Annotated in this window: 13 protein-coding genes; 2 read left to right on the top strand and 11 right to left on the bottom strand. The window is 71.1% G+C overall.

Translation table 11 applies throughout. The features are described 5' to 3' along the window. A partial coding sequence (locus tag CA984_RS46675) for a hypothetical protein (protein ID WP_086578069.1) occupies positions 1-620 on the top strand: 620 nt, incomplete at its 5' end. A gap of 156 nt (positions 621-776) precedes the next feature. Here CA984_RS46675 and CA984_RS37090 read toward each other — a convergent pair. The 11 genes from CA984_RS37090 to CA984_RS37040 form a co-directional block, all read right to left on the bottom strand. Then, positions 777-2,561: an LVIVD repeat-containing protein gene (locus tag CA984_RS37090; protein WP_086578068.1), complete on the bottom strand. Its 1,785-nt coding sequence runs from the start codon at positions 2,559-2,561 to the stop codon at positions 777-779. Between the two features lie 120 nt (positions 2,562-2,681). Continuing rightward, complete coding sequence (gene kynU / locus CA984_RS37085; protein WP_086578067.1) at positions 2,682-3,905, bottom strand: kynureninase; 1,224 nt, start codon at positions 3,903-3,905, stop codon at positions 2,682-2,684. A gap of 37 nt (positions 3,906-3,942) precedes the next feature. Further along, positions 3,943-4,707: an ABC transporter ATP-binding protein gene (locus tag CA984_RS37080; RefSeq protein WP_086578066.1), complete on the bottom strand. Its 765-nt coding sequence runs from the start codon at positions 4,705-4,707 to the stop codon at positions 3,943-3,945. A gap of 4 nt (positions 4,708-4,711) precedes the next feature. Continuing rightward, positions 4,712-5,683 carry an amidohydrolase family protein gene (locus CA984_RS37075; RefSeq protein WP_086578065.1) on the bottom strand — a complete coding sequence of 324 codons (972 nt, stop codon included), beginning with the start codon at positions 5,681-5,683 and terminating at the stop codon, positions 4,712-4,714. Between the two features lie 3 nt (positions 5,684-5,686). Continuing rightward, positions 5,687-6,202 carry a 3-hydroxyanthranilate 3,4-dioxygenase gene (locus CA984_RS37070; RefSeq protein ID WP_086578064.1) on the bottom strand — a complete coding sequence of 172 codons (516 nt, stop codon included), beginning with the start codon at positions 6,200-6,202 and terminating at the stop codon, positions 5,687-5,689. Continuing rightward, positions 6,199-6,621: a RidA family protein gene (locus CA984_RS37065; protein WP_086578063.1), complete on the bottom strand. Its 423-nt coding sequence runs from the start codon at positions 6,619-6,621 to the stop codon at positions 6,199-6,201. The genes CA984_RS37070 and CA984_RS37065 overlap by 4 nt, the downstream gene beginning before the upstream one ends. Then, positions 6,618-7,385 carry a 2-keto-4-pentenoate hydratase gene (locus tag CA984_RS37060; RefSeq protein WP_086578062.1) on the bottom strand — a complete coding sequence of 256 codons (768 nt, stop codon included), beginning with the start codon at positions 7,383-7,385 and terminating at the stop codon, positions 6,618-6,620. Before CA984_RS37060 ends, CA984_RS37065 begins: the two co-directional genes overlap by 4 nt. 97 nt (positions 7,386-7,482) lie before the next feature. Continuing rightward, complete coding sequence (dmpG, locus tag CA984_RS37055; protein ID WP_086578061.1) at positions 7,483-8,496, bottom strand: 4-hydroxy-2-oxovalerate aldolase; 1,014 nt, start codon at positions 8,494-8,496, stop codon at positions 7,483-7,485. After that, positions 8,493-9,470, bottom strand: coding sequence for an acetaldehyde dehydrogenase (acetylating) (locus tag CA984_RS37050; RefSeq protein WP_086578060.1), 978 nt, complete (start codon positions 9,468-9,470; stop codon positions 8,493-8,495). Before CA984_RS37050 ends, dmpG begins: the two co-directional genes overlap by 4 nt. Next, positions 9,467-10,264, bottom strand: coding sequence for a 2-keto-4-pentenoate hydratase (locus CA984_RS37045; protein ID WP_086578059.1), 798 nt, complete (start codon positions 10,262-10,264; stop codon positions 9,467-9,469). The genes CA984_RS37050 and CA984_RS37045 overlap by 4 nt, the downstream gene beginning before the upstream one ends. Continuing rightward, positions 10,257-11,711, bottom strand: a complete 1,455-nt coding sequence (locus CA984_RS37040; RefSeq protein WP_086578058.1) for a 2-hydroxymuconic semialdehyde dehydrogenase — start codon at positions 11,709-11,711, stop codon at positions 10,257-10,259. The genes CA984_RS37045 and CA984_RS37040 overlap by 8 nt, the downstream gene beginning before the upstream one ends. A 74-nt stretch (positions 11,712-11,785) precedes the next feature. On the opposite strand from CA984_RS37040, the gene CA984_RS37035 reads away from it, so the two are divergent. Next, on the top strand, positions 11,786-12,487 hold a 702-nt coding region (locus CA984_RS37035; protein ID WP_086578057.1), incomplete at its 3' end, for an IclR family transcriptional regulator.

Genomic DNA, 12,487 nt, shown 5'->3' with positions numbered 1-12,487 from the left:
GTCCCCCTCCGGTCCCCTTTAACCACTCGATCAGGGACGAGGCCGACAGGAAGTGCTCGCCCAGGAACTTCTTCAGGTTCCACGACTTCGAGCCCAGGAACTTCTTCGTCCCCCGCACCCACTTCATCGACGGCCCCGGCGGCTCGATGACGGCGACGGTCAGGCGGCAGCACCGCGTCTACTTCGAGGTCGAGATCGAAAGGGAGAAGGGCTCCGAGATCGACAGGGACAGGGCCAGGAGCAGGAGCAGGGCCACCACCACCACCACCGCCCCGAACGCCGCCGGCACGACCACCGCCGAAACGAACACCACCGACGCCGTGGACACGAAAAACCTGATCCGCCGGCTGCGCAACAACGTGAACCCCCTGCTCGCCGAGGAGCTCATCGTCGAGGCCGGGCACGAGTACACGCAGGAGATCAGCGACGGCATGTACGGCAACATGTGGTACCGCGTCTTCGGCTACCGGGTCGGCTTCTCGCAGTGGCGCGAGCTCTCCGACTGCAGCAGGCACAAGGTCGTCACCGGGATCGCGAGCGTCCCCGCGCGGGTGGAGGGCTGGCGTTACTGGGAGACCAGGCACCCGATGTACAAGGGACGCAAGCTGTCCGAGAAGTAGGGCGCGCCGGCCGTGACCGCGGAGGTCGCCGGCGTGGAACGGGTGACTCCCTGAGCGCCGGATGACGCGAAGCGCCTTGCGCGCGCGCATCCGACGCTCCGGGGAGTCACTGCGGTCACCCGGCCGGGAGCGGGAGCGCCCCGGCCGGGTGAGGCGTCACCGGACGCTGGTGCGGAACGGCTTGGCCGGCTTGCCCAGGTTGGGGGTGCCGAGCAGCTTCTTCGAGGAGATCGCGTAGATGCCGTCGTTGGTGAAGACCCAGGCGATCTTGCGGTCCCACTCGACGTAGGTGCCGTGGGTCTGGTTGCCCAGGGCGTAGTCGGGCACGCCCTTGGCGAAGCCCGCCGGGACGAACTGCGCGACGATCTTCGGGTGCTTCGGGTCGCGGGTGTCGAAGAACTGCACGCCCGCGTTGTAGAACGCGTACGGCAGCAGGCCCTGCCTGGGCTCGCCGGGCGAGGTGTAGTAGCCCGAGCGCTTGGGGCCGAAGCTGCCGCCGCGCTGGCAGTAGTCGCCGAACGGGGCCGCCGCGGCGGGCTCGGGCCGGGGCAGGGCGCCGACGATGCGGGGCTTGGCCGGGTCGCGGACGTCGATCTGGAAGATGTCCTTGTAGGGCTCGTGGCAGTCCTCGCCCAGCGGGTAGCCGGAGACGTAGATCATGCCGGTCTTCTCGAACTGGGAGACGTCCACGTTGTCCGCCTCGGTGCCGCCGACCGACATGGGCAGGTCCAGGTGGGCGACCTCGGTCATCCTGGCCGGGTTGGAGATGTCCAGCACCGACAGGCCGTAGCCGCCCAGGGCCGCGAAGCCGTACTTGCCGCCCTCCTCGACCGGCTTGGGGACGGACAGCGGCATGCGCGCGCCCATCCAGGAGGTCTGGTTGCCGCAGCGCGGGTTCTTGGCGTAGGCGGCGGACTCGTCGGCGACCTGGCCCTTCCTGTGCCACTCACCGATCTTCTTCGGCTTGGCCGGGTCGGACATGTCGTAGGCCTGGTAACCGGCCGAGTACAGGTAGGTGGGCACCTCGGTGTTGCTCCAGGTGTCCAGCGGCGCGGCGGCGACGAACATGTACTTGCCACCGGTCCAGTACGGCACGTCCAGCGAGCCCGAGCCCTGCTGCGGCCCGTCGACCGGCGCGTTCAGCGGGTTGGCCGCCGAACCGTCGGTGGTGACGGTGGCCAGCAGCTTCCAGTCCTTCTTGCGCGGGCCGTTGAGCCGGTAGACCTTGAAGCCCTTGAAGCTCGTGGTCTCACGGAGCTTCTTGACGCCCTCGGCGTTGTGGAACTTGGAGTGCTCCACCGAGTCGCCCAGCTCGCCGACCTGGCGCTTCTGCTCGAAGCTCTGGACCATGACGTAGGCGCCGAGCTTGGCGTTCCACTGGATGGTGGCGGCGCCCCAATAGTCGTGGGCCTTCCAGTCCTTGCCGTCCTTGAGCTCGACGTTCTCGCCGTACTCGGCCTTGATGTCGTTGCGGCTGAGCGACTCGACGATCTTGACCTTCTTGACGTCGGTCACGTCGTAGACGCGGCCCTCGCTCCGGTCGTACTGGAACAGGTAGCGGCGGCCGTCGAAGTCGACGATGTTCTGCCAGCTGTGGAAGTAGTCCGGGGTGAACTCGGCGCCCCGGTAGGCGGCCTCCAGCTTGATCGGACCCTCCAGGTAGGACTTCGGGTCGTAGCCCTTGGTCTTCCCGAACAGGTCCTGGGCGCCGCCGGGGAAGGAGAAGCGCTCCTCGCCGGCCGGGGTCAGGGAGGGGTGCCGGAAGGTGCCGTCTAGCTGCATGCCGTACGTGCCGGCCTGGGGGTCCGCCGGGCGGCGGTCACCGCAGACGGAGGGGATGTTCGGATCGTCGGGGGCCGCTGCCCGCACCGCCGTACCGGAGGCGAGGACGAGACCCGCGACGCCGGAGGTGATCAGGGCATGCCGGAGGAAGTGGCGCATGGCGCGACCTTTCACAGGAAAGGGAGGAACACCCTCAGGCTCTCGGTTCCGTCCCCCTCCGGCCACGCCCCGTTCCGTGAGATGGAACCGGAAGGGTTCCATCTCACGGAACGTCGGCGCTCAGGTGACGGCCAGGCGCCGCTGGTAGCGCTCGTCGCGCCAGTGCTCCTTCTCCAGCACCTCGGTCAGCGTGGCGACCGCGTCGTAGACGTCGGCGAAACGGATGTAAAGCGGGGCGAAGCCGAACCGCAGGATGTCGGGGGCGCGGAAGTCCCCGTGGACGCCGCGGTCGATCAGCGCGCGCATGACCGGGTAGCCGTCGGGATGGCGGAGGCTGACCTGGCTGCCGCGGCGCTCCGGGTCCCGGGGGGTGACCAGCTCGACCCCGTACGGCTCGCGGAGCTCCTCGGCCAGGTCGATGAAGAGCGACGTCAGGGCCACACTCTTGGCCCGGACCTGTCCCAGGTCCACCCGTTCCCAGATGTCCAGCGACGCGTTGAGCGGGGCGTAGGACAGCACGTGGGGGGTGCTCACGGCGAAGCGCCGGATGCCCTCGGCGGGGCGGTAGCCCGGCTCGAACGCGAACGGCGCCGCGTGGCCGTGCCAGCCGGTCAGCATGTGCTCGGCCCTGTCGTGGTGACGCGGATTGACGTAGACGAACGCGGGAGCCCCCGGGCCGGCGTTGAGGTATTTGTAGGTGCAGCCGACCGCGAAGTCGGCCGCCGCCATGTCGACCTGGAAGGCGCCGGCGCTGTGGCACAGGTCCCAGATCATCAACGCGCCCGCCGCCTGGACCTTCGCGGTCACCGCGGCGGTGTCGTGGCGCTCTCCGGTCCGGTAGTCCACCTCCGACATCAGCACGCAGGCGACGTCGTCGCCCAGCACCTCGTCGAGGACCCCGAGGTCGCGCACCTCGTAGCCGCCCAGCGCCTTGACGAGGCCCTCGACCATGTAGCGGTCGGTCGGGAAGTTGGCCAGGTCAGAGATGATCACCCGGCGGCCGGGGCGGAGGCCCAGGGCGGCCGAGACCGCCTTGACGATGGCGATCGAGGTGCTCTCGCCCACCACGACCTGTCCGGGGCCCGCGCCGATCAGCGGGGCCAGGCGGTCGCCGGTGGTCAGCGGCAGGTCGAACCAGCCGGCGGAGTTCCAGCCGCCGACCAGCTGCCGGCCCCACTCCTCCTCCACGACCCGCGCCGTGGCGGCCACGGCCGCTCGGGGCATGGCGCCGAGCGAGTTCCCGACCAGATAGATCGTCCCGTCGGGCAGGACGAACTCGTCCCTGAGGTGCTTGAGGGGGTCGCCCGCGTCGAGGGCGACGCAGTCCGCGCGGCTGATGGTCACGAATCATCTCCCGGTTAGGTGCTTACCAACCTCCCTATCATCCAGCATCGGCGAAGGTCAGAGCATCGGGCGGTTCCGGGGCATGGAACTTCCGCTCGACATGGCGGGCCGGACGGCGCCGGACCCGCCAGGCGGGGACCGTGATCTGCTCGGGCCGTTCGAGCATCGTGACGTGTGAGGTCACGGCCGCCACGGCGTCCCGGTCGCAGCCGGTCAGCACCACGGTCAGCCCGGCGGGCAGCCCCCGGAGCAGATCCGCGAAACGGACGCGCTCCCCGGCGGTCATCCCGGCCATCGGCTCGTCCAGCAGCAGCAGCCGGGGCCGCGAGGCCAGCGCCACGGCGACCTCCAGCCGGCGGCGGGCTCCCGGCGGCAACCGGTCGGTCGCCTCGCCGGCATCCTCGGCGAGACCCGCGGCCCGGAGCAGGTCGAGCACCTCGACCGTCAGGGCGTGCCGCCGGTCCAGCGGGGGCGGGACGGGCCGCCCGCCGCGGCCCTGCGCGCCCAGCGCCATCGCCACGTGCTCCACGCAGGTCAGCCCGGCCACGGCGGTGCCGTGCTGGAAGGTCCTGGCGATGCCGGGCCGGCGGCTCTCCGGCAGGTCGGTGACGTCGTGCCCGTCGTACTCGACGCGGCCCCCGGTCGGCCGGATCACCCCGGCGATGAGCCGCATCACCGTGGACTTGCCGGACCCGGGCGGTCCGACCAGCCCGCGGCGCTCGCCCCGGCGGATCGCCAGGTCCATCCCGTCCACGGCCTTGACCGTGCCGAAGCGCATCGTCACCCGGTGCAGCGACAGCACGGGGTCACCGGCCGAGGAACCGGGCGGCGTTGCCGCCGAGCAGCTTGGCGCGGGCGCCGTCGGTGAGGAACCCGGCCCCCCGGATCAGCGATCCCGCCGGTGACTCGCCCAGCGGGTAGGGGAAGTCGGAGCCGAGCATGACGCGGTCCTCCCCCATCGTGTCCACCAGCAGCCGCAGTGCCCGCTCGTCGAACACGACCGAGTCCACGCTGAAGCGCTCCAGGTAGGCGGAGGGCGGGAACTCCGAGACCCCGACGAGGTCGTTACGGCGGTGCCAGGCGTTCTCGAAGCGGCCGAGCCAGAAGGCGAACGAGCCGCCGCCGTGCGCGAAGCAGATCCTCAGGGAGTCCGGAACCCGGTCGAAGACGCCGCCCAGGATCAGGGCGAGCACCGACAGGTGCGTCTCGGCGGGCATGCCGACCAGCCACTGGGCCATCCAGCGCCGCAGCCGGGGACCGTCCGGCATGTCCCACGGGTGGACGAAGACGGGCGCGCCCACCGACGCGCAGTGCTGGAGGAACTGGACGATCCCCTCGTCGTCGAGGTCGCGGTCCCCGACGTGGTTGCCGATCTCGACGCCCGCGTGCCCGGCGGCCAGGCAGCGGTCCAGCTCAGCACAGGCCAGGTCGGGGTCCTGGAGCGGCACCTGGCAGAACGGCACCAGCCGCTCGGACGCGCAGATCTCCAGAGCCAGGTCGTTGAAGACCCTGGCGGCCCCCGCGGCCTGCGCCGCCGGGCGTTCGTAGGAGAAGAACACCGGCGTCGGCGAGACGACCTGGACATCCACCCCGTCGGCGTCCATCTGCTCCAGGCGGGCCGAGGGGTTCCAGCAGTCGTCCTGGATCCGCCGGAACTCCCGGTCGCCGAGCAGGATCATGGCCTCCCGCTCGGACTCCACCCGGAGCCGGGGCGCCCCCGGCCAGCCGAGGTCCGGCCAGCCCTTGGGGACGTGGTGCGTGTGAACATCAATGATCAAGGGTTATCCCTTGCCCGGGTGGAGCGCACCGCAGTCGTCGCAGGTGCGGGCCTTCTCGTCGTCGTAGAAGGACTGGAAGATCGGCGGCAGGTCGGCCACGATGTCGCGGACCTGGAGCTCGACCTCGTGGACCACGGCGCTGCACTCCTGGCAGTACCAGCGGAACTTCTCCAGCACGCCCTCCGGCCTGATCCGCTCCACCAGGAAGCCGACCGACCCCTCCTCGGGACGCTGCGGCGAGTGCGGCATGTTCGGCGGGAGCAGCCACATCTGGCCCTCGCGGACGTGGACGGTGTCCGGCCCCTCGGGCGTCATGACGTTGATGTGCATGTTGCCGCGGACCTGGTAGAAGAGCTCCTCGTACGGGTCGACGTGGAAGTCGGTCCGCGCGTTCGGGCCGCCGACGACCATCACGATGAGGTCGTTGGCGCCCTCAAAGATGATCTTGTTGCCGACCGGCGGCTTGAGCAGGTGGGCGTGCTCGTCGATCCACTTGTTGAAGTCGATGGGGGGGATCACTGTCGCTCCTCCGGTCGGTGGGCCACGGCCTGAATCTCGATGAGCAGGTGGGGGTGGGGCAGTTGGTGGACGGCCACGGTGGTGCGGGTCGGACCGGCCTCGTCGAAGTACTCCGCGTAGACCGCGTTGTAGCCGCCGAAGTCGTTCATGTTCACCAGGTAGGCGGTGATCTGGACGAGATCGCTCAGGTCGGCCCCGGCCGCCTTGAGGATGTCGCCGATGTTCTCTATCACGGCCCGGGTCTGCTCGGCGATGTCGAGCGTGACCGTGCCGAACTCGTCGGCCGCGGCTCCGGCGATCGTGTTGTCCGGCCTGCGGGAGCTGGTGCCGGACACGTAGAGGAAGTCTCCGGCCCGCTTGACGTGCGGGAACCTTCCGCGCGGGGTGGCCTTCCCCTTGATGACGAGCCCGTCGGTCACGACTGCCCCCCGGACGCGGTGAAGGAGACCGACCCCAGGTGCTGGATCTCCACCCTGACGTGGGCTCCGGGGGCCAGCGGCTCGGCGGGCGTGGCGGCGCCGGCGAGCAGGATCCACCCGGGCTCCATGACCACCCCGTACGCCCCGGCGAGGCGCGCGGCCTCCGCGACGGCCCGGCGCGGGTCTCCCAGGATCGCGCCGGTGGACCCGGTCTGGACAGGGCAGCCGTCGATCTCGAAGACGACGCCGAGGTTCCATCGGGCGGAATCGTAGGGCTGCCACGGGCCGACCGCGTATCCGGCGGCCGAGGTGTTGTCGGCGATCACGTCCGGCAGGGAGAACCGGAAGTTCTCGTAGCGCGAGTCGATGACCTCGATGCCGGGGGCGACCGCGGCGACGGCGCCGGGCGCGAAGGCGTCGGCGACCGTGGCGATGCGGCGGCCGATCAGGTAGACGACCTCCGGCTCGACACGGGGATGGATGTAGCCCGATATATCGGCGTATGAGCCGTCAAGGATGGCCGACGACTCCGGAACACGGCCGAAGATCACATCATGCACGCCCATCTGGCGGCGCTTGCCCTCGCTGGTGAAGCCCAGCTTCACCCCCGACAGCCGGTCGCCCCGCTCCAGCCGGAGCCGGAGCAGCTCCTCCTGGACCCGGTAGGCGGCGGCCACGTCGTAGCCCTGCTCGGGCTGCGGCACCGCGCGGGCGGTGCGGGCGGCCTCGTCCAGTACGGCGGCGAGCTTGTGGATGTCGGTCACGGGGTTCCCTCCTCCCGGACGGTGCCCGGAACGCCGGACGCGGTGCCGGGAACGCCGGGCGCGGGGCCTCCCCCGTGGCCGGAGCGGAATGCCGTCCTCATGGGGTTCCCTCCGCGCGTGCCAGGTCCAGTGCGATGTCCACGATCATGTCCTCCTGGCCGCCGACCATCCGGCGGCGGCCCGCCTCGGTCAGGATGGTCCGGGTGTCGACCCCGTAGCGCGCCGACGCCGCCTCGGCGTGCCGCAGGAAGCTGGAGTAGACCCCGGCGTAGCCCAGCGTCAGCGTCTCCCGGTCCACCCGGACCGGCCGGTCCTGCAGCGGCCTGACCAGGTCGTCGGCCGCGTCCATCAGGGCGTGCAGGTCGCAGCCGTGCTCCCAGCCCATCAGGTCGGCCACCGCGACGAACACCTCGATCGGGCAGTTGCCCGCGCCCGCGCCCATCCCGGCGAGGGAGGCGTCCACCCGGTAGGTGCCGTTCTCCACGGCCACGACCGAGTTCGCCACGCCCAGCCCCAGGTTGTGGTGGGCGTGGATGCCGATCTCGGTGCCCTCGTCGAGCACCGAGCGGTAGGCGCGGACCCGCTCCCGGACCCCGTCCATGGTCAGCCGGCCGCCGGAGTCGGTCACGTAGACGCACTGCGCGCCGTACGACTCCATGAGCTTGGCCTGCCGCGCCAGCTCGTCGGCCGGCGCCATGTGGGACATCATCAGGAAGCCGGCGACGTCCATGCCGAGCTCGCGCGCGGTGGCGATGTGCTGGGCGGAGATGTCGGCCTCGGTGCAGTGGGTGGCGACCCGGACCGAGGTCACGCCGAGCGCGTGGGCGCGTCTGAGGTCGTGGATGGTGCCGATGCCGGGCAGCAGCAGCGTCGTCAGCCGCGCCCGCCGTACGGCTCCCGCGACCGCCTCGATCCACTCGTCGTCGGTGTGCGCGCCCGCGCCGTAGTTGAAGCTGCCCCCCGCGAGACCGTCGCCGTGGGCGATCTCGATGGCCGCCACACCGGCGGCGTCCAGCGCGGCGGCGATCCCGGCGGCCTGGGCCGTGGTGTAGCGGTGCCGGATGGCGTGCATGCCGTCCCGCAACGTCACGTCCTGGACGTAGAGCCTCACGCGCTCACCCCCGTGTCCACAGCCTGTCCGGTACGGCCCGGCAGTTCGGCCAGCCGCTCGGCGGTGCGCAGCGCCGCCGACGTCATGATGTCCAAATTCCCCGCGTAGGCGGGCAGGTAGTGGGCCGCGCCCTCCACCTCCAGGAAGACGCTCACCTTGGTCCCGCCGCCCCGCCCGCCGTCGGGCAGCGGCTCGCCCTCCGGGATCCTCTCGAACTGCACGTCCTGCTTGAGCCGGTAGCCGGGCACGTAGTCGCGGACCTTCTCCACCATGGCCCGTACGGCTCCCGCCACGGCGGCCTCGTCGCAGTCGCCGACCAGGCAGTAGACCGTGTCGCGCATGATCAGCGGCGGCTCGGCCGGGTTGAGGACGATGATCGCCTTTCCCCTGGCGGCCCCGCCGACCTCCTCGATCGCCCGGGAGGTCGTCTCGGTGAACTCGTCGATGTTGGCGCGGGTGCCGGGGCCGGCCGACCTGGAGGCGATCGAGGCGACGATCTCGGCGTACCGGACGGGGACCTGCGAGGCCACCGCCGCCACGATCGGGATCGTCGCCTGCCCGCCGCAGGTGACCATGTTGAGGTTCCGCTCGGAGAGATGGGCGTCCAGGTTGACCGGAGGCACCACGTAGGGCCCGACGGCGGCGGGGGTCAGGTCGATGACCCGCTTGCTGTGCTCGCTGAGCACCCGGTCGTTGTGGAGGTGCGCCTTCGCCGAGGTCGCGTCGAGGACGACGTCCACGTCGGCGAACCCGGGCAGCCCGACCAGGCCCTCGACCCCCTCGTGGGTGGTCGCCACCCCGCGCCGGCGGGCGCGGGCGAGGCCGTCGGAGTCGGGGTCGATCCCCGCCATGGCGACGACCTCGACCCGCTTGGACAGCAGTGCCTTGAACATCAGGTCGGTGCCGATGTTCCCGGAGCCGATGATCGCGATCTTGATCCGCCGCGCGCCCCGGCCTGGCTCGTCGTGGGTCACGAGAAGACCGCCCGCACCGAGCCGAGGCCGTCGATGACGACCTCGAACACGTCGCCGGGCTCGACGGCCACCACCGGGCCGAGCGCGCCGGTGAGCACGATGTCCCCGGCGCGCAGCGGGAAGTCCCTGCCGCCCAGCGCGTTGGCCAGCCAGACGGCGGCGTTGAGCGGATGCCCCATACAGGCCGCGCCCGCGCCGGTGGACACCTCCTGACCGCGCCGGTTCATGGTCATCCCGGCCAGGCGCAGGTCCAGCCCGGTGAGCGGGACGGGCGTGTTGCCCAGGACGAAGGCGCCGCTGGAGGCGTTGTCGGCGATGGTGTCCACGAGCGTGATGTCCCACCCCGCGATCCGGCTGTCCACGATCTCGATCGCGGGCAGCGCGAAGTCGACCGCCCGGATGACCTCGGCCACCGTGAAGGGTCCGCCCACCAGGTCGCCCTTGAGGACCAGCGCGATCTCGGCCTCGGCCCTGGGCTGCAGGAAACGGCCGGTCGGGATGGGCAGGCCGTCGAGGAAGGCCATGTCCGCGAACAGCATGCCGAAGTCCGGCTGGTCCACGCCGAGCTGGCGCTGGACCGCCTGGGAGGTCAGGCCGATCTTCCGCCCGACCAGCCGCCGCCCGTCGTGCAGCGCCCGCCTGGTGTTGATCTCCTGTACGGCGTAGCCGGTCTCGGCGGTCCGGCCCGGCAGCGTCTCCCGCACCGGCGGGCAGGGCCTGCCGCTCCGCGCCGCCTCCAGTAACCGGTCGGCCGCCTCGACGAGCACGTCGGTGGCCTCGCTCCACTCAGTCATGTCCCGGCTCCAGCTTGATCGTGATCGTGGTGGGTTCGGAGTAGAAGTCCAGCGAGTGCGTGCCGCCCTCGCGGCCGATGCCCGACAGCTTCACCCCGCCGAACGGGGTGCGCAGGTCCCTCAGGTACCAGGTGTTGACCCAGACCAGTCCGGCCTCCAACGACTGGGCCACCCGGTGGGCCCGGTTCAGGCTGGAGGTCCAGACCGTCGCCGCCAGGCCGTACTCGCTGTCGTTGGCCAGCTCGACGGCCTCGGCCTCGGTGTCGAACGGCGTGATGTGGCAGACCGGGCCGAAGATCTCCTCCCGGTTCACCCGGGAGTCGCGCGGGAGCCCGGTCAGCACGGTCGGCTCGACGTAGTAGCCGCCGTCGCGGTCGTCGCCGAAGCGCGGCACGCCGCCTCCCGCCCGGATCTCGGCTCCCTCGTCCTTGGCCAGCTCGTAGTAGGAGAGCACCTTGTCCCGGTGCTCGGCCGAGATCATCGGCATCATTGTGGTGTCCTCGTCGGCGGGGCGCCCGAACTTCAACCGCCCCGCCCGCTCGGCCAGCCTCGTGGTGAACTCCTCGAAGACGGGCCGCTCCACGTAGAGCCGCTCGGTGCACAGGCAGACCTGGCCGCCGTTGGTGAAGACCGAGCGCACGCTCCCCTCGACGGCCGCGTCCAGGTCGGCGTCGGCGAAGACCAGCCCGGCGTTCTTGCCGCCCAGCTCGAACGAGACCGGCTTGACCCGGTCCGCCACGCTTTTCATGATCGTCGATCCGGTACGGCTCTCGCCGGTGAAGGTCACCGCGTCCACGCCCGGGTGCTCCACCAGGAACTGGCCGGTGGAGCCGCCGCCGAACCCGTGCACGACGTTGAGGACGCCGGGCGGCAGCCCGACCGAGGCGGCGATCTCCGCCAGCACCGCGACCGAGCCCGGCGTGTGCTCGGAGGGCTTGACCACGATGGTGTTGCCCGCCACGAGCGAGGGGCCGATCTTCCAGGTCGCCAGCAGGAACGGCAGGTTCCACGGCACGATCACCGCGACCACGCCCAGCGGCCTGCGCACGGTGTAGCTCAGCACGTCCCGCAGGTGGAACGCGCTCTCCGGGCGCTGGGCCGCGATCTCGGCGAAGGACCGGAAGTTGGCCGCGCCCCGCGGGATGTCCAGCGTGCGGGTCTGCGTGATCGACTTGCCGGTGTCGGCGATCTCCGCGGCCACCAGCTCCTCGAACCGCTCCTCGATCGCGTCGGCGAGACGGCGCATCCAGGCGGCCCGTTCCGCCACCGGCAGCGCCGCCCATCCCGGCAGGGCCGCGCGGGCGGCGGCGACCGCCCGGTCGACGATGGCACGGTCCGCCTCGTGGACCCGGCGGACCGGCTGGCCGGTCACCGGGTCGTACGTGGCGAACGTCGCGCCCTCGGCGACCGGCACCCCACCGATGAAGTGGGTCACCTGGTCAGACAAGACTTCTCCTCAGGGTAGGACCCCTCTTGGTCACTAGATACGGGTATAGAGGTGAAGGCGGTTTATCGGCAACAATGCGTTCCGTGAAACGGAACCCCGACCGCCTCTCGGTCCTGGAGAAGTCCTGGCTCGTGCTCGACTCGTTCCGCCCCACGGGAGGCCCTCTCCGCCTGGCCGACGTCGCCGAACGCTGCCACCTGCCCAAGACCACCGCCTTCCGGCTGCTCACCGAGCTCACCGAGATCGGCGCGGTAGCCCGCCGCGAGGACGGCTACTACCTCGGCCGCCGCCTCTTCGAACTCGGTTGCATCGTGCCCCTCGAACGGGACCTGAGACATGCGGCGCTGCCTTTCATGCACGACCTCTACGAGGCCACCCACGAGACCGTGCACCTGGGCGTGCGCGACGGGCTGGACGTCGTCTACGTCGAGAAGATCCGCGGCCAGGAGACCTTCGCCCTGCCCTCCCGCGTCGGCGGCCGGCTCCCCCTGACCTGCACCGGGATCGGCAAAGCCCTGCTGGCCTACTCCGGTCCCGACCTGATCGACGAGGTCCTCGGCCGTCCCCTGCGCCGCCTGACCCCCCACTCGATCGTGGACCCGCAGCGCCTTGAGGAGACCATCGGCCAGATCCAGGCGGCGGGCCTGGCCTACGAGCGCGAGGAGGCCCAGCTCGGCGGGGCCTGCATCGCCGCCCCGGTGTTCAGCGACGGCATGGCCGTCGCCGCCCTGTCCGTCTCCGTCCCCCTGGTCCGTTTCCAGCCCACCCGCCTGGCC

Source organism: Streptosporangium minutum, assembly GCF_002149035.1.
Classification (GTDB): Bacteria; Actinomycetota; Actinomycetes; order Streptosporangiales; family Streptosporangiaceae; genus Streptosporangium; species Streptosporangium minutum.
The sequence above is the reverse complement of the archived record's forward strand: the minus strand, read 5'-3'. Positions and strand labels throughout refer to the sequence as shown.

What these genes read in the sequence shown, in the direction of transcription:
- CA984_RS37090 (WP_086578068.1), bottom strand. Translation starts at nt 2,561, where the DNA reads ATGCGCCACTTCCTCCGGCATGCCCTGATCACCTCCGGCGTCGCGGGT.
- CA984_RS37045 (WP_086578059.1), bottom strand. Translation starts at nt 10,264, where the DNA reads ATGACTGAGTGGAGCGAGGCCACCGACGTGCTCGTCGAGGCGGCCGAC.